At 63.6% G+C, this 26,031-nt stretch carries 26 protein-coding genes and 1 pseudogene; 13 read left to right on the top strand and 14 right to left on the bottom strand.

What is annotated here, in order from left to right; all coding sequences use genetic code 11:
• The 4 genes and pseudogenes from R4P65_RS00005 to R4P65_RS00020 all read left to right on the top strand — a co-directional run.
• Nucleotides 1–126 (top strand): annotated as a pseudogene (locus R4P65_RS00005) (ABC transporter ATP-binding protein); the annotation flags it as partial.
• The gene (locus R4P65_RS00010; RefSeq protein ID WP_317825013.1) at nucleotides 126–896 is read left to right on the top strand and encodes an ABC transporter permease; all 771 of its coding nucleotides are present in this window, start codon (nucleotides 126–128) and stop codon (nucleotides 894–896) included. The pseudogene R4P65_RS00005 and the gene R4P65_RS00010, both read left to right, overlap by 1 nt.
• A gap of 132 nt (nucleotides 897–1,028) precedes the next feature.
• Nucleotides 1,029–2,480, top strand: a complete 1,452-nt coding sequence (locus tag R4P65_RS00015; protein WP_317825014.1) for a M28 family metallopeptidase — start codon at nucleotides 1,029–1,031, stop codon at nucleotides 2,478–2,480.
• Nucleotides 2,481–2,601: 121 nt separating this feature from the next.
• Nucleotides 2,602–3,453, top strand: coding sequence for an adenylate/guanylate cyclase domain-containing protein (locus tag R4P65_RS00020; RefSeq protein ID WP_317825015.1), 852 nt, complete (start codon nucleotides 2,602–2,604; stop codon nucleotides 3,451–3,453).
• 18 nt (nucleotides 3,454–3,471) lie between these two features.
• Here the strand turns inward: R4P65_RS00020 and thiD are convergent, their stop codons facing one another.
• Complete coding sequence (gene thiD, locus R4P65_RS00025) at nucleotides 3,472–4,314, bottom strand: bifunctional hydroxymethylpyrimidine kinase/phosphomethylpyrimidine kinase (protein ID WP_317825016.1); 843 nt, start codon at nucleotides 4,312–4,314, stop codon at nucleotides 3,472–3,474.
• A 167-nt stretch (nucleotides 4,315–4,481) separates the two neighbouring features.
• On the opposite strand from thiD, the gene R4P65_RS00030 reads away from it, so the two are divergent.
• A complete protein-coding gene (locus tag R4P65_RS00030) occupies nucleotides 4,482–4,913 on the top strand; it encodes a GNAT family N-acetyltransferase (RefSeq protein WP_317825017.1) in 432 nt (143 codons plus the stop codon).
• Between the two features lie 44 nt (nucleotides 4,914–4,957).
• On the opposite strand, the gene R4P65_RS00035 is transcribed toward R4P65_RS00030, so the two are convergent.
• Genes R4P65_RS00035 through R4P65_RS00045 form a run of 3 tightly spaced genes read right to left on the bottom strand, consistent with a single transcriptional unit; the run spans nucleotide 4,958 to nucleotide 7,326 of the window.
• Nucleotides 4,958–5,758 carry an exodeoxyribonuclease III gene (locus R4P65_RS00035; protein WP_317825018.1) on the bottom strand — a complete coding sequence of 267 codons (801 nt, stop codon included), beginning with the start codon at nucleotides 5,756–5,758 and terminating at the stop codon, nucleotides 4,958–4,960.
• 16 nt (nucleotides 5,759–5,774) lie between these two features.
• Nucleotides 5,775–6,686, bottom strand: a complete 912-nt coding sequence (locus R4P65_RS00040; protein ID WP_317825019.1) for a GNAT family N-acetyltransferase — start codon at nucleotides 6,684–6,686, stop codon at nucleotides 5,775–5,777.
• 40 nt (nucleotides 6,687–6,726) lie between these two features.
• Complete coding sequence (locus tag R4P65_RS00045; RefSeq protein WP_230816827.1) at nucleotides 6,727–7,326, bottom strand: peptide deformylase; 600 nt, start codon at nucleotides 7,324–7,326, stop codon at nucleotides 6,727–6,729.
• Between the two features lie 244 nt (nucleotides 7,327–7,570).
• Here R4P65_RS00045 and R4P65_RS00050 point away from each other — a divergent pair, with 244 nt between their 5' ends.
• From R4P65_RS00050 to R4P65_RS00070, 5 genes are all read left to right on the top strand, one after another.
• Nucleotides 7,571–7,921, top strand: a complete 351-nt coding sequence (locus R4P65_RS00050; protein ID WP_007730120.1) for a DUF3263 domain-containing protein — start codon at nucleotides 7,571–7,573, stop codon at nucleotides 7,919–7,921.
• A 53-nt stretch (nucleotides 7,922–7,974) separates the two neighbouring features.
• Entirely contained in the window at nucleotides 7,975–8,571 is a 597-nt protein-coding gene (locus tag R4P65_RS00055; protein WP_317825021.1) for a LytR C-terminal domain-containing protein, read from the top strand.
• Between the two features lie 95 nt (nucleotides 8,572–8,666).
• Complete coding sequence (gene sodC / locus R4P65_RS00060) at nucleotides 8,667–9,368, top strand: superoxide dismutase[Cu-Zn] (protein WP_230816829.1); 702 nt, start codon at nucleotides 8,667–8,669, stop codon at nucleotides 9,366–9,368.
• An 89-nt stretch (nucleotides 9,369–9,457) separates the two neighbouring features.
• Nucleotides 9,458–10,582, top strand: a complete 1,125-nt coding sequence (locus tag R4P65_RS00065) for a glutamate--cysteine ligase (RefSeq protein WP_230816830.1) — start codon at nucleotides 9,458–9,460, stop codon at nucleotides 10,580–10,582.
• Nucleotides 10,583–10,689: 107 nt separating this feature from the next.
• Nucleotides 10,690–12,057: a phosphatase PAP2 family protein gene (locus R4P65_RS00070; RefSeq protein WP_317825023.1), complete on the top strand. Its 1,368-nt coding sequence runs from the start codon at nucleotides 10,690–10,692 to the stop codon at nucleotides 12,055–12,057.
• Here R4P65_RS00070 and mnhG read toward each other — a convergent pair.
• From mnhG to R4P65_RS00100, 6 genes are read right to left on the bottom strand one after another with little or no spacing between them, the layout of a single operon-like run.
• Complete coding sequence (gene mnhG, locus R4P65_RS00075) at nucleotides 12,023–12,367, bottom strand: monovalent cation/H(+) antiporter subunit G (RefSeq protein WP_058038511.1); 345 nt, start codon at nucleotides 12,365–12,367, stop codon at nucleotides 12,023–12,025. The genes R4P65_RS00070 and mnhG overlap by 35 nt on opposite strands.
• Entirely contained in the window at nucleotides 12,364–12,633 is a 270-nt protein-coding gene (locus R4P65_RS00080) for a monovalent cation/H+ antiporter complex subunit F (RefSeq protein WP_269068655.1), read from the bottom strand. Before R4P65_RS00080 ends, mnhG begins: the two co-directional genes overlap by 4 nt.
• The gene (locus R4P65_RS00085; RefSeq protein WP_230816832.1) at nucleotides 12,630–13,202 is read right to left on the bottom strand and encodes a Na+/H+ antiporter subunit E; all 573 of its coding nucleotides are present in this window, start codon (nucleotides 13,200–13,202) and stop codon (nucleotides 12,630–12,632) included. Before R4P65_RS00085 ends, R4P65_RS00080 begins: the two co-directional genes overlap by 4 nt.
• The gene (locus R4P65_RS00090) at nucleotides 13,199–14,884 is read right to left on the bottom strand and encodes a Na+/H+ antiporter subunit D (protein ID WP_317825024.1); all 1,686 of its coding nucleotides are present in this window, start codon (nucleotides 14,882–14,884) and stop codon (nucleotides 13,199–13,201) included. Before R4P65_RS00090 ends, R4P65_RS00085 begins: the two co-directional genes overlap by 4 nt.
• On the bottom strand, nucleotides 14,881–15,513 hold the full coding sequence (locus R4P65_RS00095) for a Na(+)/H(+) antiporter subunit C (protein WP_230816834.1): 633 nt from the start codon (nucleotides 15,511–15,513) through the stop codon (nucleotides 14,881–14,883). Before R4P65_RS00095 ends, R4P65_RS00090 begins: the two co-directional genes overlap by 4 nt.
• The gene (locus tag R4P65_RS00100; protein ID WP_317825026.1) at nucleotides 15,510–18,347 is read right to left on the bottom strand and encodes a Na+/H+ antiporter subunit A; all 2,838 of its coding nucleotides are present in this window, start codon (nucleotides 18,345–18,347) and stop codon (nucleotides 15,510–15,512) included. The genes R4P65_RS00095 and R4P65_RS00100 overlap by 4 nt, the downstream gene beginning before the upstream one ends.
• Nucleotides 18,348–18,537: 190 nt before the next feature.
• Here R4P65_RS00100 and R4P65_RS00105 point away from each other — a divergent pair, with 190 nt between their 5' ends.
• Entirely contained in the window at nucleotides 18,538–18,963 is a 426-nt protein-coding gene (locus tag R4P65_RS00105) for an NUDIX domain-containing protein (protein WP_317825027.1), read from the top strand.
• Here the strand turns inward: R4P65_RS00105 and R4P65_RS00110 are convergent.
• From R4P65_RS00110 to R4P65_RS00125, 4 genes are read right to left on the bottom strand one after another with little or no spacing between them, the layout of a single operon-like run.
• The gene (locus R4P65_RS00110; RefSeq protein WP_317825028.1) at nucleotides 18,920–20,299 is read right to left on the bottom strand and encodes a hypothetical protein; all 1,380 of its coding nucleotides are present in this window, start codon (nucleotides 20,297–20,299) and stop codon (nucleotides 18,920–18,922) included. The two genes, R4P65_RS00105 and R4P65_RS00110, sit on opposite strands and share 44 nt — an antisense overlap.
• Before the next feature lie 48 nt (nucleotides 20,300–20,347).
• Nucleotides 20,348–21,760: a hypothetical protein gene (locus R4P65_RS00115; RefSeq protein ID WP_317825029.1), complete on the bottom strand. Its 1,413-nt coding sequence runs from the start codon at nucleotides 21,758–21,760 to the stop codon at nucleotides 20,348–20,350.
• A gap of 13 nt (nucleotides 21,761–21,773) precedes the next feature.
• A complete protein-coding gene (locus tag R4P65_RS00120) occupies nucleotides 21,774–23,189 on the bottom strand; it encodes a hypothetical protein (protein WP_317825031.1) in 1,416 nt (471 codons plus the stop codon).
• A 9-nt stretch (nucleotides 23,190–23,198) separates the two neighbouring features.
• Nucleotides 23,199–23,834 (bottom strand): TetR/AcrR family transcriptional regulator, encoded by a 636-nt coding sequence (locus R4P65_RS00125; protein WP_317825033.1) that lies wholly within the window; start codon nucleotides 23,832–23,834, stop codon nucleotides 23,199–23,201.
• A gap of 128 nt (nucleotides 23,835–23,962) precedes the next feature.
• On the opposite strand from R4P65_RS00125, the gene R4P65_RS00130 reads away from it, so the two are divergent.
• Both R4P65_RS00130 and R4P65_RS00135 read left to right on the top strand, forming a co-directional pair.
• The gene (locus R4P65_RS00130; protein ID WP_003945041.1) at nucleotides 23,963–25,231 is read left to right on the top strand and encodes a cytochrome P450; all 1,269 of its coding nucleotides are present in this window, start codon (nucleotides 23,963–23,965) and stop codon (nucleotides 25,229–25,231) included.
• Nucleotides 25,232–25,277: 46 nt separating this feature from the next.
• On the top strand, nucleotides 25,278–26,030 hold the full coding sequence (locus R4P65_RS00135) for an isocitrate lyase/phosphoenolpyruvate mutase family protein (RefSeq protein WP_317825035.1): 753 nt from the start codon (nucleotides 25,278–25,280) through the stop codon (nucleotides 26,028–26,030).
• Nucleotide 26,031 lies beyond the last annotated feature (1 nt).

Raw genomic sequence — 26,031 nt, forward strand, 5'->3', positions numbered from 1 at the left:
GGGTCGCTCGAGGATGCGTTCATGAAGTTGACCGGAGACGATGTCCAGTACCACGCGTCCGGTGTCGATCCGGGTGCCGGAGCCCACCACACAAACACACAGCAGGCTATGGGAGGTGCACTGTAATGGCTGTTCTCAGTGCTGAACGTATCAAGATCACCACGACCAAGTCGCCGCTGTGGTGCTCGGTCATCATCGTTGTGCTCGCGCTCGGCTTCGCAGCCATCATGGGCGCCGTTGCCAAGTCGGCTCTGACGTCTTCGGACGTCCAGGGTGCACCCGACCTCGACACCGCCGTCGCCACAGCCGGGATCTCGGGTTTCGGAATCATGGTTCTCATGATCATGGCGGCCCTCGCGGTCACCAGTGAGTACCGCTTCGGGACCATCCGCACCACCTTCCAGGCAGTTCCGAACCGTGCCTCGGTTCTGATCGCCAAGGCCGGTCTCATCGGTGCCTTCGGTGCGGTGCTGACGTTTGTCCTCGCTTTCGGGTCCTACGCGGTGGCCAAGGCCATGGCCGGTTCCGAGGCCAGCTCGGGTCTGACCCTGTCGACCGGCGATGACTGGCGTGCGATCTACGGCATCCCGGTTTACGCCTTCCTGTGCGTGATCCTCGCTGTCGGCGTCGGATCGATCATCCGTCAGTCGGCCGGCGCTATTGCGTTGCTCCTGCTCTGGCCGCTGCTCATCGAGAGCCTGTTCGGACTGTTCGGCAGTGTCGGCGAGAAGATCACTCCGTTCCTGCCGTTCGCGAATGCAAACCACTTCCTCAGCCCTGGCGGCGGAAGCCTTGATTTCCACTGGGGACCCTGGGGCAGCCTGATTTACTTCGCGGCCTTCGTTCTGGTGATTTTCGGAGTAAGTATCGTCATCGTGAATCGTCGCGACGCCTGATCTTGTCGCTCCCTCGGTAGGTGTTGTCGGGAGACCTACCGAGAACCAGGAGTGACAGCAGAGTAGGGACCCAGTACGAAAAACCATTCGTACTGGGTCCCTTTCCTGTGCTTCGGCCGATATCCTCCGAAGATGAGACTCTTCGGTGTGGTTGTGGTCGGAATGGCTGGAGCGCTCGTGGTGAGTGGATGCTCGTCGGGAAGTGAAGCGGCAGTCCCGACAGACCCGGTTGCATTCTCCGAGACCGTCACGGTCGACGCCGTGACCGGGCATCTGGAGCAACTCGAGAAGATCGCCGCTAACAACGACGGCAATCGATCGGCCGGAACCCCCGGTTACGACGCCAGCGTCGACTACGTGGCAAACCTGCTCGAAGACAAGGGTTTCGACGTCAGCACCCCGGAATTCGACTTCAGCTCCTTCGATCCCGGGACCGAATCCCTGAAAGCCGCTGACGGCTCGGATGTTCCGGTGCGGGCGTTGACGTATTCCACGTCCACGGGACCGACAGGAATCACGGCGCGTCTGGTGGCGATTCCCGCCGACGAGACTCCCGGTTGCGAGGCCACCGACTACGACGGCCGCGACGTGAACGGTGCCATCGTGCTGGTCACCCGCGGAGTGTGCCCGTTCGGCGACAAGCAGAAGATCGCCGCAGACCGCGGCGCGGCAGCGTTGCTGGTTGCGAACAACGAAGACGCAATGCTGGGCGGGGCTACCTTGGGTGAACCCGAAGACGCCCGCATCCCGACGGGCGGGGTGAGTAAGGCGTCGGGAGAGGCTCTTGCGGCAGCGCCCGGAGACCTCACGCTGATTCTCGACACGTCGACGGAAACGACGAAGTCGCGCAACGTGATTGCACAGACCAAGACCGGCGCGACCGACAACGTGGTTGTCGTGGGCGCCCACCTCGACAGCGTGCCGGAAGGTCCCGGAATCAACGACAACGGAACCGGTACCGCCGCCGTACTGGAAACCGCGTTGCAGATGGGAGGCTCACCGAGCATCGAAAATGCCGTGCGCTTCGCATTCTGGGGAGCGGAAGAAGTGGGATTGGTCGGCTCCACTCGCTACGTCGAGGGCCTGAGCGATCAGGATCGGGCCGACATCGCCCTGTACCTGAATTTCGACATGCTCGGTTCGCCCAACGCCGGGTACCTGGCTTACGACGGCGACAACTCGGATGCCGTGGGGGAGGGGCCCGGGCCCGAGGGGTCGGCGGGCATCGAGCGCACTTTCGTCGATTTTCTCGCCGGGCGAGGAATTGCGGCGGACGGAACGGACTTCGACGGGCGCTCCGACTACGGCCCGTTCATCGAGATCGGAATCCCGGCTGGTGGAGTGTTCAGCGGCGCCGACGAACGCAAGACGCCGGCTCAGGCCGAGAAGTGGGGCGGAGAAGCGGAGGAGACCTTCGACCCGAATTACCACAGTGCCCAGGACAACCTTGCGAACATCGATCGCGAAGCGCTCGCCGTCAATGCTTCTGCAGTAGCCTTCGGAGTTGCGACGTATTCCCAGGACTTGAGCGGGCCCAACGGAGTGCCCGTAGGCGATGCCCGGACACAGGCCAGAACCGAATGATCGACTGACCGAGTGATCGACTGACCGAATGATTGACTGATCGATTGCGCGAGCGACCAGGAGGCCACTGTGCGAGAACCGCGGCAGCACACTGTCTGTAACTCTGAGTTACGCTTGAGTTATGGCTGATCTGTCCCCGGAGAGCACCGACACGACAGGTGCTTCTCCCTCCTCGGTTCGAGGCGTCGTCGACGTCGTCTTGAACTCTGCGGCAGAACTGAACCGTCGACAGCAGCTCATCGACGCGCTAAGGCGGCTCAGGCGGGCATTACCCGGCGATCCCGGGTTCGGGGATCCGCTCTCGCTCGCCGGCCCCGGCGGTGCCCGCGCCGTGGCCCGCGTCGCTGACAGATTGCTCGATCAGAAGCCGGCAGCCACTCGCGAAGTGAGCCTCGGAGCACTGCAGGTATGGCAGGCAGCGCTGGAAAAGATGGGTCGCGGCCGCGGGGATCAAGAACTGACCATCGTCTTCACCGATCTGGTCGGCTTCTCCACCTGGTCGCTCGAAGCCGGTGACGGCGCCACGCTGACACTTCTGCGCGCAGTGGCGCAGGCCGTGGAAACCCCGATCACCGACAACGGCGGACACGTCGTCAAACGGATGGGCGACGGCCTGATGGCGGTGTTCATTCGCCCGGATGCGGCCTTGAAGGCGGTGTTCAACGCACAGGACGCGCTCGCGGGAGTCGACCTCGACGGATATACCCCACGCATGCGCGTCGGCCTTCATACGGGAACTCCGCGTCAGATCGGCGACGACTGGCTCGGTGTCGACGTAACCATTGCCGCCCGGATGATGGGCTTGGGCGGCGACGGCAACGTCATGATGTCGGCGACAACTCTCGAGGAACTCGAAGCCGGCACCCTGGAGGATCTCGATCTCACGATTCGGCCATGGCGGCGAGGGTTTTTCGCGACCACGCCCAACGGAGTTCCCGTCGATCTGGGAATCTGGCGCGTACGACGGAACTAGCGCACTAGACCCCGAGTGCTAGACCTGGAGCCGCCAGAGCGGGGACACCGGACCGTGGCCGGCGCCCAGGTCGTACGACGCCTCGAGGCATTTGGTCACCCACTCCTTGCCGAATGCCACTGCGTCCGGAACGGAATAGCCGTGTGCGAGAGCGCAAGTTATCGCAGCAGCCAATGTGTCACCACCACCGTGATCATTGCCGGTGTCGATCCGGGCACTGCTGAATTCGAGGAAGCGGTCGCCGTCGAACAGCAGGTCGGTGGACAACTCAGACGTTCGAAGGTGACCGCCCTTGACGATGGACCACTGAGCGCCGAGCGCGTGCAGCGCTTCTGCCGCCCGGCGGGCGCTCTTGTCGTCGACGACCTCGATGCCGGTGATCAACCGAACCTCGTCGAGGTTCGGAGTGACCACCGTGGCAGCCGGAATCAAGGTGTTGCGGACCGCGTCGAGCGCTTCTTCGTGCAGCAGCGGATTACCGTGCATCGACGCGCACACCGGGTCGACCACGAGCGGGATCGGTCGGTCGCGCCCGATCCCCACCTCGGCGGCCACCGCGGCCACCGCTTCGATGATCGTCGTCGATGCCAGCATTCCCGTCTTCGCTGCGCCGATACCGATGTCCGAGACCACGACGCGTACCTGGTCGGCGACGATCTCCGGCGGAATCTCGTGGAAACCGCTGACACCCACCGAATTCTGGACCGTCACGGCGGCGACGGCCACGCAGGCGTGCACTCCACACATCGCCATCGTGCGGGAATCGGCTTGGATACCGGCTCCACCGCCGGAATCGGTTCCGGCGATGGTCAATGCCCGAATCGGGGTCTGTCCGGCGGGGGTCAGGGGCAGCAGCTTCACGACGACGAGCCTACCGATCGGACCTGGGGAAACGGCAGCTCGGTCCATCCATTGCACGAACGACGGTACGAACGACCGCGCGAACGGCGATTGCGATCCGGTCGCTTCCGGTGCAAAAATTAGTCGAATCCGGGACAGCGTCGTCGGTAGCTGATTCTATGAGTGGCATGGATCACAGTTATGGAGAGCGTGCGAACGCAGCTGTCGCCGATCGCGCAGGTGCACATCGTGCCGTGGAGGTCGCCGCTATGAACGACATCGAAAACTCGAAAGCCGGAACCTCACCGGAAGTGACGCTCGTGGACAATCCGTCGCACGAACGATTCGAACTGCTCTCCGGCGACGAGTTGGTTGGCATCCTCGGTTATCGCGACGAGGACGAGATTCTGGGCAGCGGAGCCGAAGCCGGCGACGTGGTCGCGTACATGCACACCGTCGTCAAGGAAGAGTACGGCGGGCAGGGGCTGGCAGCGGTACTCGTGCAGTTCGCGATGGACTGTGCCCGTGACCGTGAGTGGTCGGTACGTCCCGTGTGCACCTACGTTCAGCGGTACCTCGGCGAGCATCCCGAGTATCTGGAACTGCTCGTCGAGGACTGACCGCCGGCAACTACGAACAGACGACCACGCTCCGAGATTTACGATTACCCGAGACTCACGATCACCGGAGCGTGATCGCTGGCGCCCTTGCCTTTTCGCTCGTTCCGGTCGATCTCGGCCGCCTCGACGCGCGCTGCGAATGCCGGTGAACCGAGGATGAAGTCGATTCGCATGCCCTGCTTCTTCGGGAAGCGAAGCTGCGTGTAGTCCCAGTATGTGTACACACCGGGGCCGGGGGTGTACGGGCGGACGACGTCCGCGAACCCGGATTCGGTGAACGCCGTGAAGACCGCTCGCTCCGGCTCCGACGTATGGGTCTTGCCCTCGAAGAATGCGGGATCCCACACGTCGTCGTCCGTGGGAGCGACGTTCCAGTCGCCGACCAAGGCGATCTGCGCCTCGGGATCCTGCTCGAGCCAGCCCTCCGCGTCGTCGCGCAGCTTGGCCAGCCAATCCAGCTTGTAGGCGTAATGCGGGTCTTCGAGATCACGGCCGTTGGGGACGTACAGGCTCCACACCCGCACACCGCCGCAGGTCGCACCGATCGCGCGTGCCTCGCGGACCGGATCGGCCTCGGGGTCCTTGTCGAACCCGGGCTGATCCTCGAAGCCGATCTGCACGTCTTCCAAGCCGACGCGGGAAGCGATCGCGACACCGTTCCACTGGCTCAACCCGACATGGGCGACCTCGTAGCCGATCTCCTTGAAGCGTTCGTACGGAAACTGCTCGTCCTTGCACTTGGTTTCCTGCATTGCCAGGACGTCGACGTCGGATCGACCGAGCCAGTCGATGATCCGGTCGGTACGGGCACGGACAGAGTTGACGTTCCAAGTAGCGATGCGCACGAGGGCAAGCCTAGCGTCAGCCGCCGACAGGATCGGTGGCGTATCGGTAGCGGTGGTGTTCGACGAACCCGAGCCGCTCGTACAGCGCGATCGCCGCGGAGTTCCCGGCCGAAACCTGGAGGTACGCGTGCGTCGCACCGTTCTCGCAACCCCAGGAGAGTAGATCCCCGCAGATCAGCGACCCGATTCCGTGACGACGGTGTTCGGGGTCGACGTGAATACCGGTGAGCCCGATCCAGCGCTTGTGGTCGGGCGCTTCGGTGAGCGCTGCGCGCCCGATGGCGAGCGTCGTATCGGTGTTTCCGATCGCGGCGAAAGTTGCGCTGCCCACCACGGCGGTGAGGACCGCCTCGACGTGTGTGGGATCGGCGTTGGCGTCGTACATCGACAACCAGTTGTGGTCGGGGCGGTAGGAGAAAGAGGTGACCGGTGGGCCTGGCGGCAGCGTGACGTTGCCCAGATCGGCCGCCATCACGATGGTTTCCTTCTCGCAGATCCACCCGTCCGGCGCGGTGCCGAGCCGATCGGGGAGGAGCAGCAGGGTGGGCAGATCGCGGTCACCGAACCACTGGCGTATCCGTTCGAGAGTGCTCGCGTCGAAGCCTGCCACCGTCCCCGAACCGCCGAGTGGCAAAGCCGAATTGGCGCGACCCGTGAACCCGTGACCGGCGCGCAGCAACCAACCGTCGATCCAGGCCTGCTCGACCCCCGGCCATGCCGCCGCGGCCGCTGTTTCGAGGTTTCGAATCTCGCCGATGCGAATCGGACGGGCCGAGAGAGTCTTGAGTGCAATCACCTGATCGGCGGAGACTTGGACCAGACGACCGTCGCCGGCGCGGACGGCGATGGGATCGGCGCCCTCGAGGATGCCGATGACGTCGGTCATGGGATGCGAGTAGCCGGGTGGGAGCTTGTATCGCAGGACCACCCGGCTACCGATCGAAATGTTGCCGTTCAGAGCAGAATTCTCAGTCTTCGTAATCGTCGTCGTCGTGACCGAACGGATCGTCGACGGTGCCCGGCGTCCACGTCAGACCGGGCTTGCCCCAACCGGAACGCTTGATGATTTTCTTGGCGGCGCGCGCGTTGCGCCCGATCAGCACGTCCGTGTAGAGGAAGCCGTCGAGATGGCCCGTCTCGTGCTGGAGCATCCGTGCGAAGAATCCGGTGCCCTCGACCTCGATCGGGTTGCCGTCGGCGTCGGTGCCGGTGACCTTCGCCCAATCGGCGCGGCCCGTCGGGAACTGCTCGCCGGGGACGGAAAGGCAACCCTCGAAGTCTTCGTCCGGATCGGGCATCGTCTGGGGGATTTCGGAGGTCTCGAGTACTGGATTGACGACGACACCGCGTCGACGCTCGCTGGTGCGGTCGTCACCGGGGCAGTCGTAGACGAAGACTCGGAGTGAAACACCGACCTGATTGGCCGCCAGACCGACGCCGTTGGCGGCGTCCATCGTCTCGTACATGTCTGCGATCAGTTCGGCGATCTCGGCCGGGGACTGAGTGACCGGCTCTGTCGCTTTGTGCAGTACCGGGTCGCCGACGATTCGGATGGGGAGGATAGCCATGCGGACAAGGATAGTGCGGCGCGCCCGCGTAGTTATCACGGCCCGCACACTCGATCATGGTTCAATGGTTGCTGAAGAACAGCGATGTAATTCGTTGCTCGGTCGGAACGTGGGCCGCGGGGGAAATTGTGAGTTACCTTCGGGCCAGGGGACCGGGAAACTCACGGCCGCGAGAATTCGGTCGGAACAAGAACACCGGGCATACGAGTTTCGCTGACGCCGAGCACAGCAGTCGAGGAGTGACATGGACGGCGCAACCGCGCGTAGTCGGAACCAGTCCGAAGGCACTGGCGCCGACGATTCGGTAGTAGATACAGCTGGCATGCACGAGGTCGGCGAAGACGGCCTCACCCGCCGGGAACACGACATCCTCTCTTTCGAGCGCCAGTGGTGGAAGTACGCCGGCGCGAAGGAAGAGGCCATCAAGGAGTTGTTCGACATGTCGGCAACCCGCTACTACCAGGTTCTCAACGCCTTGGTCGATCGCCCCGAATCCTTGGCGGCTGATCCCATGCTGGTCAAGCGCCTGCGTCGTCTGCGTGCCAGCCGTCAGAAGGCCAGGGCCGCTCGGCGCCTCGGCTTCGAGGTCACCTGAATCACGCGTACATATGAGCGGACTGTCCACGTACTGGCGATAAGGTCGACATCGTGAGTACCCCGAAAGAGCAGCCGTCCGGACCTCCGCTTCGCGCAATCGCCATGGTGTTGATCGCTCTGGCGATCGTGTTCATCGGTCTCGGAGCAGCCTCTCTCGGTGGATCGGGTGACGGTGGATCGGGGGACGAGAACACCGCAGCAGAGCAGACCGAATCATCGGCGCCTGCCACGACGAGTGCTCCCGCTGCGGCCCCTGCCACCTCCAAGCCGGCAGCGACGACGCAACCCGCTTCGGGCGATACCACCACCACGTCGCGACCCTCGGGAACTGCGACGACCACGACTTCCAGCTCCGCGAGCGGCACCGACACGTCGAATGTCAGCGTTCGAGTTCTCAATAACAGCACCGTCTCCGGCCTGGCAGCAGGCACTGCCGAGGAGTTGACGGCAGCAGGTTGGAACGTCGAGGAGACGGGTAACTACAGCGAGGGCACCGTCAGTACGACGACGGTGTACTACGGATCGTCCGCGGCGGAGAAGGCAGCGGCGCAGAAGATCGCAGCTGAACTCGGAGTCACCGCAGAACCTCGATTCGCCGGCATCGCGAACGCGTCACCTGGCGTGATCGTGATCGTGACCTCCAACTGACCGGTCGTGAAGGTGGAACTGACCCGTCGGTTCCAGCTACTACACGCGCCGTTATGATCAGAAGCACTTTCTCGCCACCTCAAAGGAGCGGTTCGATGGCCCCCAGCAGCACCCGGCGTATGTCCTGGCGCGTCGTTGCCCCTGTAGTCGCGATTGCCGCTTTCGGCTTGACCGCTTGCAGTAACAGCGAAGAGCCCAGCAGCGTCCCCGGCACGACTCCTCCGGTGTGGACCGGTGCAGCCGATCCCAGCGCGCATGAAAGCGCGGGCGGCCACGGTTCCGAGACGGCTCACGCCGGCGCTTCTGCCGAAACGGTCACCGCAACACTGAACGGCACCGACGGCGCCAAGGTCGGAACGGTCACGTTCGCGCAGGAAGGTAGCGACGTCAAGGTCACCCTCGACGCCAAAGGCCTGACCCCCGGATTCCACGGATTCCACGTTCACCAGGTTGCCAAGTGCGAGACCAATTCCGTAGCTCCGAGCGGCGGAGAGCCGGGTAACTTCCTCTCGGCAGGCGGACACTTCCAGGCCGAGGGCCACACGGGCCATCCGGCCAGCGGTGACCTCACTTCGGTCCAGGTCCTCGAAGACGGCACCGCCACGCTGGTCACCACGACCGATGCATTCACCGTCGACGAACTGGTCGCGAACGGTGGAACTTCCGTCATGATCCATGCCGGTGCGGACAACTTCGGCAACATCCCGACGCGCTACGCGCCGGCACCGGATCAGCAGACACTCGACACCGGTGACGCAGGCGGACGCGTTGCTTGCGGTGTCATCGCCAAGAGCTGACAACTCACTTGAGTTTTGCATCACTTCCGGCGACTACCACGCAGTAGCCAGCACGGTGTTTTTACCGACACTGTGATTGGATTCTCTGCGTGGTAGTTCCATTTCCAGGTTCGCCGCGCCCGACGCTGGGCGTGGAGTGGGAGATCGCGCTGGTTGATCGCAAGACCAGAGACCTCTCCAATACAGCAGCCGAGGTGTTTTCGGCGGTCGAAGAGCTTGCCGGCTCCGAGACCCCGCACATCACCAAGGAGCTACTGCGAAATACCGTCGAACTCGTCACGGGTATTCACTCGACGGTCGGCGAGGCGATGAGTGATCTCGACAGGTCACTGGATCTGCTGCGTCGCGCGGCGAATCCGCTCGGCGTCGACCTCATCAGCGCGGGCACACATCCGTTCGCGCAATGGTCGACGCAGTTGGTCACGCGGACGCCCGACTACGACGAACTCATCGAACGCACGCAGTGGTGGGGTCGGCAGATGCTGATCTGGGGCGTGCACGTTCACGTGGGTGTCTCGTCCGCGGACCGCGTGTTCCCCATCATCAATGCACTGCTGCAGCGCTATCCGCACCTGCTGGCACTGTCGGCGTCCTCGCCGATGTGGGCCGGTGTGGATACCGGATACGCGTCAAATCGCGCGTTGATGTTCCAGCAACTGCCCACCGCGGGCCTTCCGTACCAATTCGAGAACTGGGCCGAATACGAGTCGTTCATCGACGACCAGATGAAGACCGGTGTGATCACCAAGATCGGTGGCATGCACTGGGACATCCGTCCCGCACCGAAGTGGGGAACCATCGAGGTCCGGGTGTTCGACGGCGTCTCGACGCGCGCAGAACTCGGCGCACTCGTTGCTCTGGTCCACTGCCTCATCGTCGACCTGGACCGAAGACTGACCGCCGGTGAGACTCTGCCGAACATGCAGCCGTGGCACGTCAAGGAAAACAAGTGGCGCGCAGCGAGATACGGACTGGACGCCGAGATCATCCTCGACTCCGACTCGAACGAGTGCCTCGTCACTGACGATCTGGATCGCTTGCTCGACGACCTGGCGCCGATTGCGGTCTCACTCGGGTGCGCGGACGAGTTGGCGTCGGTAGCGGACATTCCCCGTCGTGGCGCGTCTTACCAGCGCCAACGCCGTGTTGCGGAAGCGACCGGCGGCGATCTGGTTGCGGTCGTCGACGCCCTGGTCGCGGAGTTGGGCACCTAGCAGGCTCAACGCTCAAAGGGCTGTTTCGCGCGCTGGAAATCCGGGCATACCAACCGTTTGTCCAGTGGGTGTCCATATTCGGTTCACACGCCGTTTACTATTGTCCGGTGTTGATAGACAGTTGGTCCCAACGAGGGGACGCGCCCGGACAATCGGATCGTTCGTGGTCGAGTTCTCATCGAGGCCTTCTGATCGGCACAGCAGCATTGACCGTGCTGGTCCTGGGCGTGCAGGCGTTCGCGTCGCACAAGGGCTATCTCGGCCCGGTGGAAAGCCTGTTCGGTGACTACTTCCTCGTTCCCCGCTCCGCGACGATGCCCTGGGTGGGCCTCGCTCTCGCACTGGTCGGACTGAACAACAAAGAACGCATCTACGCGGTATCCGCGGCGGTCGTGATCGACGTGGTCGTCGGCACGATCCGCTGGTTCTCCGGTGGACCGCTGACGATGGGCACCGGCGGCACCTGGGTGCTGACGGCCATCGCGGTGTACGCGGTGTGGAAGTTGACCGGTGAGCGTCGACTCAGCGTTCTGCACGGCGTTGCGCTGGGCGCGTTGCTCATCATCGCGGCCAAGGTTGCCGAGACGTGGCTGGAGATCACCATTCTCGTCGGCACCGATGTGTGGGACGAGTACGTCTTCCTCGCAGACCAGGCTCTCGGGAACCCGTCGTGGGTGATGGGCCAGATCGTCGACGCCATGGGCCCCGTCGGCGCCGCAGCGCTCGACTGGATCTACGTCGAACTACCCGTCGCGGTGATCGTGGTTGCTCTCTATCAAGTACGCAAGGGGTGGCCGTCGCATCACCTGCTGCGTACGTTCCTGCTCATCGGGTTGATCGGCCCGATCTTCTACGTCCTGTTCCCGGTGGTCGGTCCGGTGTTCGCCTTCGGTCCGCGTGGTTTCGGATTCCAGATCGGCGACTACTGGCCGAACATCGTGCCCAACTTCGACTTCGCGTCACCGTCGTCGCTGCCGTTCGACGACGCCGCGCCACGAAACTGCATGCCGAGCCTGCACACCGCGTGGGCAGTCGCGTTGTTCATCCACTCGCGCAGCGGCCCGTGGTGGATTCGCAGCCTGGGATCGTTCTGGCTCGTCGCGACCCTGACGGCGACGCTCGGTTTCGGATTCCACTACGGCGTCGACCTCATTGCCGGCGCGGTTCTGTGCTTGACCCTCGATGCCGCGCTGCGGGATCCGGAGCGCGGTTGGGGTTGGTTCCGAGTGCGTCTGTTGATCGGTGGCTCGGCACTGCTCGCGGGGTTGTTGCTCTCGTACCGATTCGCTTCGGTGCAGATGGCCGAGTACCCGGCGATCTTCGGTCCGCTGCTGCTGGCTGTTCTGGTTCTCATGTCGGTGGCGTACTTCGGCACCTTCTTCGCCCGCCCCGGCACCGCTCTTGCAGTGTGGGGCGAGCGCGACGGTGAGTGGGATGCCGCTACCGGAGAGAGTCCGGGTCTTCCAGTTCGTTGATCTTCATGAGGTCGTCCTCCTCGCGCTGTTCGCGGTAGGCGACGCGGCCGACGCTGTGTGCGATGACGGGCGCGGTCAGCAACGTGAAGATGCCGACCAGTACCAGCATCCAGATGTCGACGCTCCCACGAAGCAGGAACACGGCACCCATCAGAACAAGGATGAGCCCGACGACCTGAGGCTTGGTGGCCGCGTGCATACGACGCAGGGTGTCGGGGAAGCGAACGATTCCCACCGCCGCGGTCAGCGCGAGCAGCGCGCCCAGGAAGATGGAGATTGCCCCGATCGTGTCGAGGATGTTGCCGATCACTGGTCACTCACCCGGAAGCGCGCGACGGACACCGAACCGATGAAGCCGACCAGTGCCAGCGCGACGATCGCGGGAACGATGGTCGTGTCTTCGCTGTACGCGGCCCAGACCGCGAGCCCACACATCGAGACCGCAATGATCGTGTCCAGGGCGACGAGGCGGTCGAGTGAGCTCGGCCCGTCGAGCAATCGGAACGTGGTCAGTACTGCGGCGATCAGGAGAATCACTCCCGAAATGATCAGGATCGTGGTGATGAACCCGTTCATGGTTGGTCCTCCTGCCGGGGTGCATCGAATTCGTAGTCGCGCTGGTGCCACGGGCTGGGCCGCCAGTCCGAATCACGTTCGAACGACGCGATGAACAACCGCTCGAGGTCCTCCACAGAGCGGTAGAACGCGCTGACGGCTTTCTGCGAGCCGACGTCGAGCACGTGGACGTAGACGATGCGCCGGTTTTGGTCGATCTCGAGAACCATCGTGCCCGGGATCAGGTTCAGAACGTCGATGCACAGCGTGAGAACCAGGTCCGACTTGATCCCGAGCTGGTACCGCAGAACCCCGGTGACCGGCGGCGGCGACGGACGGATCGCCAGCCAAGCGACCTGGATACTCGACTGGATCGCGTAGTACACGATCATCCACAACAGACGCAGGATCGACAGCAGATGCACCCGGCCCTCGACCGGTACGCGGGGGAGGGGAAGCAGGACCATGATGATCAGGCCGACGGCGAGTCCGCCGAAGATGTTTCCGAAACTGATGTTGCCCCACAACAGGATCCACACGACCATCAGCCACAGCAGGATCCCGACGCGGAGTACCTGTTCGCGTTTCATCGCGGAGCCTCCTCGGTGTTCGGGGCATCGGTACTGGGAGCTAGAGCAGGGTCGTCTGCAGCGACGGGAGCCTCGTCGACCGGAACGGGTCGGTGGTTGCCGAGAACCGCGTCGATGTAGATTGACCGGTCCTGCAGATCCTTCGCCGCTCGGTCGCTGATGTCGATGATCCGGCCCGCGAACACCGTCAGCCCCAGGCCGACGATGACGAGCCCGACCGTCGGAATCAGCATGAAGATCGGAATCTTGCCGACGTCCTCGCGGTCGACGAACGCGATGTCCTCTTCGGATTCGTCGATCAACGCTGACGGGCTGACGTCGGCGAGGTCACCTTCAGGCGCGTCGGCGCGGGCTCGCCAGAATGCCTTGGTCCACACGCGGGCTACCGCGTAGAGCGTCAGCAAGCTGGTGATCGTGCCGCCGGCGACGAGGATCCAGGCCAGCGCGCTGGCGTCGGACGCACCGGCTTGCAGGAGTGCGACCTTGCCGATGAAGCCCGAGAACGGCGGGATGCCACCGAGGTTCAGGGCCGGGATCAGGAAGACGATCGCGAGGATCGGGCTGGCCGCCGCGAGACCACCGAGACGGCGCAGCGACGACGACCCGGCTTGTCGTTCGATCAGACCGACGACGAGGAAGAGCGTCGTCTGCACGATGATGTGGTGGGCGACGTAGTAGATCGCGCCGGACAGTCCGGACGTCGTGGACAGCGCGATACCGAAGATCATGTAACCGATATGGCTGACCAGGGTGAACGAGAGCAGACGTTTGATGTCGCTCTGCGCGATGGCACCCATGATGCCGACCACCATCGTCAGCAGGCCACACACCATCAGTACGTTGTCGAGTTCTCCTTGCGGGAACAGCAGCGAGTGCGCCCGGATGATCGCGTACACACCGACCTTGGTGAGCAACCCCGCGAAGACGGCGGTGATCGGTGCGGGCGCGGTCGGATACGAGTCCGGGAGCCACGCCGACAGCGGGAAAACCGCAGCCTTGATGCCGAATGCCACGAGGAGGACACCGAAGATGGCGGTTCGTGTTCCTGGCGGAATGTCGTCGAAGCGCAGGGCCATGTCGGCCATGTTGAGGGTGCCGGTCGCAGCGTAGGCGAAGGCGATGCCCGCCAGGAAGATCAATGAAGACACCATCGAGACCATCACGTACGAGATGCCGGCCCGGACGCGGTCGGCGCTGGCACCGAGCGTCAGGAGCACGAAACTCGCGGCGAGCAGGACCTCGAAACCGACGTACAGGTTGAAGAGGTCACCGGCGAGGAACGCGTTGGAGATACCGGCAGTCAATGCCAGATAGGTCGGCAGGAAGATCGAGACCGGCTGGGCCTCGCTGCCGTCGCGAATACCCTGACCGATCGCGTAGATCATGACGGCGAGCAACACCACCGACGAGACCACGAGCATCATCGCCGAGAGACGGTCGACCACGAGCGTGATACCGATGGGTGAATCCCAGCCGCCGACCTGAACAGCCGTCGTACCGTCGCGGTCGGCGAGGTAGAGAAGCAGGCCCGACACCGCGACGACTCCGACGAGCGCGATCAGGGTGATCACACGCTGGAAGCGCGGACGTCGGCCGACTACCAACGTCGCGGCTGCGGCCAACATCGGGATCAGGACGGGCAGGGGCGCAAGGGCTCCCATCAGGTTGTCCGAGATGGTCATGCGCCTCCACCTCCCTCGATCTTGGTCTGGCGAGCGTCTTTGCGCCGCTTCTCGGATTCCTTCTTACGAGCAAGGTCGGTGGCCCAGTCGGGTACCGGTTCGTCCTCGAAGTCGCCGTCGTGGAGGTCGTCGTAGCATTCGATGTCCTCGAGGTTGACCAGTTGTTCGAGGGGAATTGGGTTGCCGTCCTTGTCGAATGCGTCGCCGCCGATGCTCGGGGCACCGGTGAGCGGGTCGTCGGAGCGGTCGTGGTCGGGAGCGTCGGCGGGCAGGCGACGCTTGAGGATCTTGGTGTCCTCGGGATCGTCCTCGACGGCGTCGGCGGTGTTGATCTTGAATGACCGGTACGCCAGTGCCAGAACGAAGCCGGCGATACCCATCGTGATCACGATGGCCGTCAGGATCATGCCCTGGGCGAGCGGATCCGCTATCTCTTCGTGGACCGAATCTCGGCCGACGATGGGCGGATTCCCGTCCGATCCACCGACGGTCAGGATCAAGAGGTTGATGGCGTTGCCGAACAGGAGCAAGCCGAGCAGCATCCGGGTGATGCTTCGTTCGATCAGCAGGTAGACACCGGCCGACGTGAGGACGCCGATCAGGATCAGCATTCCGATGTTTGCGCTCATGGTGCTTTCACCTCGATTTCTGCGTCGAGGCGGGCGCCGAGACTTCGGAGTACGTCCAGGACCAGACCGACCACGATGAGGTAGACGCCCAGGTCGAAGAACAGAGCGGTGACCAGTTTGACGTGGCCGATGAGCGGGAGGGTGAACTCGAAGACGGCGGACGAGAGAGCCGGGGCGCCGAGGAACAGCGACACCAGGGCGGTGCCCGCGGCTAGCGCCAAACCGAGGCCGAGAATCTTGCCCGCGTCGATGGGTACAGCTTCACCGAGTTCGTAGCGGCCACCGGCGAGGTAACGAAGTACCAGCGCCAGGCCCGCCGTCAGGCCGCCGGCGAAACCGCCGCCGGGAGCATTGTGACCGGAGAAGAAGAAGTAGATCGACAACACCATGATGGTCGGGAAGATCAACCTCGTGGTGACCTCCAGAACCAGCGAACGGTGGCGCGGATCGATCAGGTCTCCGCCGCGCAACCACGTCGTGTCAGAGTTGGCGGCCGCCTTGTCGACGATGACGGAGGGAGCGTCGGCGACGCGCGGCGCGATACCGAAGCGGCGGTTGCGGAACACGAGGCTGGCGACGCCGGTCGCTGCGACCAGCAGCACGGAGATCTCACCGAGCGTGTCCCATGCGCGGATGTCGACGAGTAGGACGTTGACGACGTTCTTGCCGTTGCCCAGGTCGTAGGCCGCGTCGGGAAGCAGTTCGTAGATCGGACGAGTGTTCCGGGCGTTGGTGGCGAATGCCGCGATGGTGGTGACGGTGATTCCGACGGCGACGGCGAGTGCGGCACGCGGCCACTTGAAGCCGATCGCCTTGCTTTCGTCGACTTCGGCGGGGAACTTTCGGAGTACGAGTACGAAGATCACCAGCGTCAGTGTTTCGACGAGGAACTGGGTCAGAGCCAGGTCTGGAGCACCGTGCAGCGCGAACAACACACCGCAGCCGTAGCCGGTGAGTCCGACCAGGATGACGCTGGCGAGGCGGTTGCGCATCAGCGTCGCGGCGATGGCGGCCGAGATCATCATCAGCGCGATAGTGAACTGGATGGGCGAATCCCACATCCGAAGGTCGACTCCGCCGCCCTTGGTGTCGATGATCAGCAAGAACAGTGGAACGACGACCAGCGTCGCGAGGATCGTCGACTGCGTGCGGGGGAGCGAACCACGCTGAGTGGCGCCGGTCAGGCGCATCGAGATGGTGTCCATGCCGCGCAGGGTCGCGTCGTAGATACGGTCGGCGTTGCCGAGCGGCGGGTGCTCGAAGTGCAGGCGGCTGATCTGACGCTGCGCGATGTAGAGCGCGACACCGCCGGCGATGACGATGCTGGTGAGCAGCAGCGGAGTGTTGAATCCGTGCCACAGCGCGAGGTGGTAGTCGGCGTGCGGCCCCGGGGCCAGAGTGGTGGAGTACGGCGTCAGCAGCTTCTCGAGTTGGGGCGAGAGAATGCCGGCGGCCAGACCGAGAACCGCGAGTAGGCCGGGCGCGAACAGGAACAGCCAACCCGGCTTGTGCATCTTGCTCACGGCCGGGCTCGGCTTGCCCAGGGTCTTGCGTCCGAAGGCACCCCAGATGAACCGAATGCTGTAGCCGACGGTCAGGATCGAGCCCAACACGATCACCGTCACGACGGCGATGGACGACCAGTGGCCGAGCGCGTTCGTTTCGAGCACCGATTCGAGTGCGGCTTCCTTGCCGACGAAGCCGAGTAGCGGTGGTAGACCGGCCATGCTGGCGGCAGCGAGGCTCGCGATGATTGCGAGAGCGGGTGCAGCTTTACCCAGGTGAGCAAGTTTGCGCAGGTCACGGGTGCCGGTGGTGTGATCGATGATGCCCACGACCATGAAGAGTGCGGCCTTGAACATCGCATGCGCCACGACCATCGTCATGCCGGCCAGGGCAGCGTCACGCGTGCCGATGCCGACAAGGACCATCATGAAGCCGAGTTGACTGACGGTTCCGAAGGCAAGGACCAGTTTGAGGTCGTACGCGCGCATGGCTCGCCAACCGGCGAGGATCATCGACAGCAGACCCAAACTGATGATGGTGATGCGCCATGGCGGCGAATCGGCGTATCCGGGAGCCAGGCGCGCGACGAGGTAGATACCGGCCTTGACCATCGCGGCAGCGTGAAGATAACCGCTGACAGGGGTGGGCGCGGCCATCGCACCGGGCAGCCAGAAGTGCAGGGGCACGATTGCCGATTTGGAGAGCGCACCGATCAGGATCAGGACGATCGCGACGGACGGGAGCCAACCCGTCGGGGGGTTCGCGACCAGTTCGGACAGGTTGTAGCTGCCGCCGACCTGACCGAGGATGATCATGCCGACCAACATCGCCAGACCACCGGCGGTGGTGACGAGCAGTGCTTGGGTTGCGGCGCGGCGACTGGTGGCGCGCTCGGCGTAGTGACCGACCAGCAGGAACGACAGGACCGTCGTCAGTTCCCAGAACACGTAGAGCAGCAGCATGTTGTCGCTGGTCACGAGCCCGAACATGGCGCCGGCAAAGGCGACCATCTCGGCGGCGAAGATGCCGAGTCGAGGTTCGTCGTCGTTGAAATAGCGGGCGCAGTAGACCAGGATGAGCGTGCCGACGCCTAGGACGAGCACGGCCATGATGGCCGAGAGCGCGTCGAACCTGAAGTCGATGTCCATCGACAGGCCGGGAACCCAGGTGATGTGCAGCGTCTCGACGGTGCCCCATTTGTCGATGACCCAGCCGAGGCTGGCGAGGGGGACTATCGCGAGGGGGAAGAAGCCGTTTCGCCCTAACCTGCGCACCACAAGCGGAGCCAAGAGGGCGGCAACGGCATGGGCAAGCAAGATAGCGAGCAAAAGGCACTCCGTCGTGTTGTCAGCGGGCGGCGGGGTGTCCGAACAAAATCGAACCTATCGGATTAACGAGACAATTCACCTAGTCGGAGAGGTTGTCTTTGCGTACATATTACCGGGCGTGGCAGTTTCGATGTGCAGCGAGTCGATTCGGACATCTTCGGCACTCGCGGATACACGTAGGTTGGACGACGTGAATTCGTCGACTCCCACCACGATCATCCGTACCGCTGCCCTCGCGCACATTCGTGACCGCAAGCTGATCCAGACCCGCTCCGTGGGCAAGACCGCGTTCTACATGGCCGGCGGAAAGATCGACCCGGGTGAGACGCCCGAGCAGGCACTGCACCGCGAAATTCGGGAGGAACTCGACGTCGATCTGGTCGACGGGACGGTCACGTTTCTCGATGTCTTCGAGGCTCACGCTTTCGGACATTCCGCGGACACAGGCCTGCACATGAGTTGCTATCTGGCGGAGATGGCCGGAGACCCGCGCCCGACCAGCGAGATCGCCGAGTTCCGCTACTTCACGCTCGCCGAGTACACAGCGATGGACGAGGTGGCGCCGGGATCGCTCAAAGTGTTCCATCGCCTGGCGTCGATGGATCTGATCGACTGATCGGCGGAGGAACGGATCGACTGATCCGGCCCAAGCGCAGACTCGCATAGGCGCAGACCGCCACGATGATCAGCGCCACGGCGTCGAGTATCAGGATGTCGGTCGAGATCTCGAACGGGCCTACCGTCGTGATGCCATTGAAGGGCTTGTTCTCGTCCGTCGGCGTGTACGCCGTCCATCCGTAGTCGAACTGCGGATAGACGAGGAGGGCCAGCGCCGTCGGGCCGAAGATGACACCGAGTCCGACGAGGGCTCGTGACGCTCCGGTCCGCGGTGGCTCTCGGTACATCGCGCTGGCGATCGCGTACGTGACGATCGCTGCAGTGAAGGCGACAAGAAGATCGCTGATCGTGAGAACGTCACCGATCTTCGGCGACGGCGACGTGGCGTAGCTGACGATCCCGGCGACCGTCACCGTCAGGAGCAATCCGTAGCCGACGACCCGCGAGGGAGCGATCGCGCCGATTACTGCCGCGGCGGCGATGACGACTCCGATCACGACGGCGGTCGAGGCCGGGGTTTTCGACCACTCCATAGCCTCGGTTGCGGGACGGTTCGCCGAGACCGCCGCCAGAGTTGCTACGGCAGCGGTACACATCAGCAGGATCCGACTGCCGTCGCCCAACACTCGCGCGCAGATCACCGTGATCACTAACGCGACGAGTAGCAGGGGCACCGCCGCCGTGACGGTGGTGATCTCGAACCACCAATTTGCCGCGACGCCGAAGAGGGTGAGCACCGCCGCGATCGTCACCGGCCGAACGGCCATCCGTTCCTTGGTGTGGTCCTTGTCGAAATCGTGGAACCAGAACGCGGCGACACACGCGGCGGTCAACGCCAGTGCGATCAGTGTTGCCGCCAGCACTGGTGGTTGAAACTGGTTGGTGTTGTCGGCGATGTAATCCGCGTACCGCCGAGGAATTGCGTCCTCGTCCAGGAGTGAATCCGAGACATGCACGGCAACAATCGTTCCCGCGACCGAAGCGGCTCGGACCCGTGGAGCGGCAGCAACCGTGACCGCGCCGACGGCGACTCCCGCACCGACGGGCGAGAGTGCCTCGAAGTTGTGATCGTAGAGTCCGGGCAGTTCGAGGAGGAGTCCACCGAATGCCGTCATGGCAGCGGTCCGTAACCGGCAACGGGCCATCATCGCGGCTGTCCCGACCGCGACGACAGCCAGAACGCCGGCACCGATGGTCGATATCGACCAGAATCGGTCGCCCGTCGAAATCGACGTCGACTGGCTGTTGACGAACGGTGCCAAGGCGACGAGGGTGACGACGAATGCCGTCACACCACTCAGCGCGACGAGCAGCGTCCTGCGGGCGATGGGCACTGCTCCAAAATAGTCAATCCGGTACCAGTTGCACCGCAATAGGAGGTCTCAGTCCGGTGACGGTGTGTCAACGGGGTTTCGTCGGCGGAGCGCGATCCCGGTGGCGACGACAACTACACACATCAGAAGCGCGGTACCGACGGAACGAGGTGGCTCCTCGTACGCGTAGGCAATCGTCGAGGCTTCCGCCCGATACGCTGCGCCGGGCTCGCTCGCGTCGATGTAGCTGCGCAGTTCAGAGTTGCGCTCGAGGTAAGTCGATGGGGCGTTGGGCTGGACGTAGGTTGATGACACTGTCTCGATCTCGTGCTGCCCGATCGATATGAAGATCAGGGCAGTGAAAGGAATGGTCAACCCCAGCGCCCCGATGACGGGATTCGAGGGCAAGACGGATCCGAACAGTAATCCCGATCCCACGCCTAGCGCGACGATCCGGAGCAACAGAGCCAGTTCGTGATCGCCGCTGAAGATCAACTCCGACAACGGGATCGAAGCCAGGAGAGCAAGACCCACGATCCTGCGATCTCCATGTCGAGAACGCGCCAACCCGAAGACAACTGCGATGATCGCGAGGGCAGTGATCACCAACGGTGAAGTTCGGTCGCCGTCGAGAAAGAAGCGGTCGGTCAGATCGGCGAACACCGTCGTGGCGGCGGCCACAAGAGCGGTTGCAGCCCAGAGGAATCCGCCGCTGTCTGATGCGGCGTCGAGTTTCCCCGTACAGAACCAGGTCAGGGTGAGGACGGCGACGGTGGACGCAACCATGACCACCCAACCCGAATACGTCGACGGGTCCTCTTGCCGGTCGACGACCGAACTCAGAATCCGTTGGGTGACGGCGAGGCCGGCGACAACTGCCAGAGCGGCTGCGGCAACGCCCGGTTCGCCTTCACCTGGCCGAGATTCGGGGTCAACCGTGATGGCGCACGCTACTGCGCAGATCAGCGTCAGCCACAGAAGTGCCCAGGCGGGTTCACCGATGGACGACGTGCTGGTGGGTATCAAATCTCCGGTGGACGATTGCGCGGCCAACCACGTCGACACCACGCCCACGATCAGTAGGTTGCGTCCGATGCGGTTGTCCCACGAGGCGGCGACCGCGCCACCTAGGATGATTCCTGCTGCAATGGTTTTGGCAAAACCTAAAACGCTCAGCAGATCAAGACCAAGTTCTTCGGGTACGAGGTATCTGATCAGAATCAGCACGACAACGCCTACACACACAAACGCCCACGCACGCCTGCGAGAACCGCGGTGCTGGAGATACGCGCAGGCCCCTACGGCGACGATGGCACCCACCACGACGCTGGTGGATTGGCTGCTGATCCATTGGTCGATCTTCGACTGCGGTTCGGTAACAGGCCATCTCATTCGCGCTGGGTTCGTCAGCGCCACGGCGGCAAGGATTCCCGAGAGAAAGGCCGCAAGGGCGCCGGTGCATGACCGGAGGTCGATGGTCATCGGTCTGTCCCGATCAGGCGGTCTCGGTGGGTTCCGATACCTCGACGGGCGGGTGGGATCGTCGAAGGATCGCCGCACCACAGAAGCCGATGATCAGGGCGAAGAGGATTGCAGTGCCGACGGTCTGAGGGGTGACGTAGTCGATGGTGATGCCTATGCCGCGTCCGAATAATCCTCCGTCAGCGCTGACGTGCGCCGGGATGGGAAGTTCCATCAATCGCTGAATGTCTGCCGCTGTCAACTCTGGCGGCGCGGTGAGCTGATCGGTGAGAATGGCGATCGACGAGAAGGTCATCGCGGCAAAGGGAATGGCGAGTCCGAGTGTGGCGTCGACCAAGCTGCCGGGAGCCAGGGAACCGAACAGCAATCCGGTGGCGAGGCCCAGCGCGGCGATCTTCAGGGCGATTGCCCAGACACCGTGCGCGGAGTCGAAGGGCAGTAGTTCCGACAGCGGTACCGCAACGAGAACGGCGATGGGCACGAAGTTTGGCACCTGCTCGTGCAGTCGCAATCCGACGGCGACCGGCAGGGCTGCGAAAAGCACCAGTACCCAGGGGGACTTCAGCTGACCCCAGTGACCGGAACCCTTCGCGATGTCGACGAACAACGGAGCCGACGCAGCGGCCAGAGCGGTTGCCGCCCAGAGGAACTTGCCACCAGCACCGGAGGTGTCACCGAGACGGTAGGCGGCGATCCACGTCAACGCGAGCGCAGCACCTGCCGCCAGAACCATGACGATCCAGGCGGTTGCCTCGGACGCGTATTGCTGGCGGTCAATTACGGCGCCGAGCACGCGATGTCCGATCGCCAGCGCGGTGATCGCCACGAGCGCGATGCGGATTTCGCCCGCGTCGGGCTTGCGGATCCGGAAGCCGGCCTGCGCGGTGACTGCACAGGCAATCGCTGCCGCGGCCGTGGCGCCGATCAGCCACCACGACGGCTCACCTACCGAAGACGTACTCATCCGGCCAGACCCGCCGGCGAACGTGCGAACCGCGAGAAAGGTGGCAAGCACGCCCAGGAGGGTGGCGTTCTTCGTGGCAGTGCGATCCCAGCTGACGGCAACCACACAACCCAGAATCGCACCGGCTGCAACACTTTTGACGATGATCAAGGCGATCAGCAGGTCCAGTGACGCAACCTCGGGTACGACTGCCCGAATGATCGCGATGACGGCGACCCCGACAGCGATCGCGATCCAGGCTGCCCGACGGGAACCGCGACGCTGTGAGAGTGCGCAGGCAAGCACGGCAACTACGGCGCCGAGTCCGACAGCAGTGGGTCCGCTACTGATCCAGCGATCCACTTCCGATGGGGAGGCGACGATGGCCCAGTCACGAAGAACTGGATTGGTCAGGGCCAGCGCAGCGAGTATCCCGGACAGGAGCGCAGCGACGGTGGTGAGGATCGCTCGAAGATCGAGTGGCATCGGGCCAACCTATCGCGGCGCCGCACCATCAGTAGCGGGCGGCGTGAGTGCCGGAAACCAGATGTCGGTGAGAACGTCTGCTGCGACGTCCGCACCCGCGGTGATCGCGCCCTGCTCGGCCCAGCGAATGAAGAAACGCTCGACTTGTGTGAGCAGGAGCTCTACTCGAAGTTTTGCCTCGTCATGTCGGTCCTGCGGCCAGCGGGCCAGGTACGACGGCATCGCGTTAGGCAGTGCGGAGATGCCCTCGCGGGCCAGTGTGCGGAACTCGGGTTCGAGGATCATGGCCTCGTCCCACGCCCGCATCATGTGGTGGTGATCGCGGCACCAGTCGAGAGCGCGTGCGATCCAGCCGGCGAATTCTTCGCGCGAACCGGAATCGAGTACATGGTCGAGATCCTGGAATATGGCGAGGGTGCTGGATACGACAGTGTTCGAGCCGAGGGCCTTGAGAATATCGATCTTTCCGGGGAAGTGCAGGTAGAAGGTGGCTCGGCTGCAGCCGACCCGGCCGGCGATGTCTTCCACGGTGACAGCCGCGTATCCGCGTTCGGTGAAGAGCGCGCCGGCGGCATCCACGAGGTCTGCGCGGGTTCGCTGCTTCTGCTTCTCTCGCAGCGTCAGTCTGCCGGAGGTATCTGTCATTACCGGGATCCTAGTGCCGCGGGGGCTCTTGCGGGACGATTGCACGAGACTCCCCGTCTTTCACTTGACAGGCCGTTAGTGAAAGCTACTCTGTGGTGTAGCGCACATTCGACCGATCAGAGGACGCCATGACCATCTCGGACACAACACGCACACCTGACCTGCCGGCCGGATTCGACGTCACCGACCCTGCTGTCCTCGGGGAGCGGATCCCTTTCGAGGAATTCGCCGAACTGCGACGCAACGCACCCGTGTGGTGGTGTGAGCAGCCGCCGACGGTCGGCGGATTCCAGGACGAGGGCTATTGGGTGGTCTCGCGTCATGCTGATGTCAAAGAGGTCAGCCAGCGCAGCGACGTGTTCTCGAGCTGGGAGAACACCGCGATCGCGCGTTTCGCCGACGACATGCCACGTGAGGCCGTCGAGATGCTCCGGCACCTTCTGCTCAACAAGGATGCGCCGGAGCACACCAAGCTCCGCAAGCTGATTTCGAAGCTGTTCACGCCTCGCGCGATCAACGGCATGCGCGACGAGTTGGATCGTCGTGCACGGAGCATCGTCGACACTGCTGTGAGCGAAGGTCCGGGCGACTTCGTGAAGCAGGTTGCCAGCGAGCTGCCGCTCCAGGCGATCGCGGATCTGATCGGTGTACCGCAGGACGATCGAGACAAGCTGTTCAAGTGGTCCAACGAGATGATGGGCTACGACGACCCGGAATACCAGGGTGATCCGGCAGTCGCGTCCACCGAGGTCCTCGGATACGCGTACCAAATGGCAGACGCGCGTCGTACCTGCCCGGCAGACGACATCGTCACCACACTGGTCCAGGCCGACATCGACGGCGACTCCTTGAGCCCGGAGGAGTTCGGGTTCTTCGTGTTGATCCTGGCGGTGGCGGGCAACGAGACCACCCGCAACGCCATCACGCACGGAATGATCGCGTTCCTGGACAACCCCGAGCAGTGGGAGCTGTACAAGAAGGAACGTCCCAAGACGACGGCCGACGAGATCGTTCGTTGGGCGACGCCGGTCACCGCGTTCCAGCGCACCGCGCTCGAGGACACGGAATTGGCAGGAGTGTCGATCAAGAAGGGGCAGCGCGTGGTGATGCTGTACAGCTCCGCGAACTTCGACGAGGACGTGTTCGAGAACCCGATGACGTTCGATATCACTCGTAACCCCAATCCGCACTTGGGCTTCGGTGGAACGGGCGCGCACTTCTGCATCGGTGCCAACCTCGCTCGTATGGAGATCGACTTGATGTTCAACGCGATTGCCGACAACGTCCCGGACATCACCAAGATCGGTGATCCGCGCCGTCTGCGCTCGGGTTGGATCAACGGCATCAAGGAGTTCCAGGTCGATTACAAGAGCACAGGCTGCCCGGTCGCTCACTAGAGTCGGTAGGTGAGAGGTACACCCCACGATCTCGAGGAGCCACCGCATGACTTCGATCAACGACAAGGCAACAGCTCTACTGGCGTTGCACCAGCCAGGCAACCCGGTCATTCTCCCGACAGTCTGGGACGCGTGGTCGGCGGATCTTGCGGTGGCTGCAGGTTTTGCAGCCCTGACGGTGGGCAGCCACCCGGTTTCCGATTCCATCGGCAAGCCGGACAATGAGGGCATTACCTTCGACGAACTTCTGCACCGGATCAAGCAGATCACCGGTGCAGTCGACGCCCCGATCTCGGTGGACATCGAAGGTGGCTACGGGCTCGAGCCGGCAGTTCTCATCGACGGGCTGATCGATGCCGGCGCTGTCGGACTCAACATCGAGGACACCGTTCACAGTGAAGGCGGACGCTTGCGTGAGGCGCAAGAGCACGCCGACTTCGTGGGCGGGCTTCGCCAGGCTGCCGACGCCGCCGGAGTTCACGTTGTCGTCAACGCGCGTACCGACCTGTTCGTGAAGCAGGTCGGTGACGAGTCCGATCGCGTCGATCGCGCTATCGCACGCCTCAAGTTGGCAGCCGATGCCGGCGCCGACGTTCTCTACCCCGTCGGGCGTCACGACGACGCAACCCAGCGCCGCTTGACGTCCGAACTCCCACTTCCGATCAATGCGATCGGAATCCCGGATCAGGACGACCCGGCAAGTTTCGGTCCGCTCGGAGTGGCGCGGGTGAGCTTCGGTCCGTTCTTCCAGATGGCCTTGGCCAACCGCGCAAACGAGATCTTGGGACGCTGGAAGTAAG

The organism is Rhodococcus sp. IEGM 1318 (assembly GCF_033142465.1).
GTDB lineage: Bacteria > Actinomycetota > Actinomycetes > Mycobacteriales > Mycobacteriaceae > Rhodococcus_F > Rhodococcus_F qingshengii_B.

Bases quoted from the DNA above. Each gene is read 5' to 3' on its own strand.
- R4P65_RS00010 (WP_317825013.1), top strand. From the start codon at position 126: ATGGCTGTTCTCAGTGCTGAACGTATCAAGATCACCACGACCAAGTCG.
- R4P65_RS00015 (WP_317825014.1), top strand. From the start codon at position 1,029: ATGAGACTCTTCGGTGTGGTTGTGGTCGGAATGGCTGGAGCGCTCGTG.
- R4P65_RS00020 (WP_317825015.1), top strand. From the start codon at position 2,602: ATGGCTGATCTGTCCCCGGAGAGCACCGACACGACAGGTGCTTCTCCC.
- R4P65_RS00030 (WP_317825017.1), top strand. From the start codon at position 4,482: ATGGATCACAGTTATGGAGAGCGTGCGAACGCAGCTGTCGCCGATCGC.
- R4P65_RS00045 (WP_230816827.1), bottom strand. From the start codon at position 7,326: ATGGCTATCCTCCCCATCCGAATCGTCGGCGACCCGGTACTGCACAAA.
- R4P65_RS00050 (WP_007730120.1), top strand. From the start codon at position 7,571: ATGGACGGCGCAACCGCGCGTAGTCGGAACCAGTCCGAAGGCACTGGC.
- sodC (WP_230816829.1), top strand. From the start codon at position 8,667: ATGGCCCCCAGCAGCACCCGGCGTATGTCCTGGCGCGTCGTTGCCCCT.
- R4P65_RS00080 (WP_269068655.1), bottom strand. From the start codon at position 12,633: ATGAACGGGTTCATCACCACGATCCTGATCATTTCGGGAGTGATTCTC.
- R4P65_RS00085 (WP_230816832.1), bottom strand. From the start codon at position 13,202: ATGAAACGCGAACAGGTACTCCGCGTCGGGATCCTGCTGTGGCTGATG.
- R4P65_RS00090 (WP_317825024.1), bottom strand. From the start codon at position 14,884: ATGACCATCTCGGACAACCTGATGGGAGCCCTTGCGCCCCTGCCCGTC.
- R4P65_RS00095 (WP_230816834.1), bottom strand. From the start codon at position 15,513: ATGAGCGCAAACATCGGAATGCTGATCCTGATCGGCGTCCTCACGTCG.
- R4P65_RS00115 (WP_317825029.1), bottom strand. From the start codon at position 21,760: ATGACCATCGACCTCCGGTCATGCACCGGCGCCCTTGCGGCCTTTCTC.
- R4P65_RS00120 (WP_317825031.1), bottom strand. From the start codon at position 23,189: ATGCCACTCGATCTTCGAGCGATCCTCACCACCGTCGCTGCGCTCCTG.
- R4P65_RS00125 (WP_317825033.1), bottom strand. From the start codon at position 23,834: ATGACAGATACCTCCGGCAGACTGACGCTGCGAGAGAAGCAGAAGCAG.
- R4P65_RS00130 (WP_003945041.1), top strand. From the start codon at position 23,963: ATGACCATCTCGGACACAACACGCACACCTGACCTGCCGGCCGGATTC.
- R4P65_RS00135 (WP_317825035.1), top strand. From the start codon at position 25,278: ATGACTTCGATCAACGACAAGGCAACAGCTCTACTGGCGTTGCACCAG.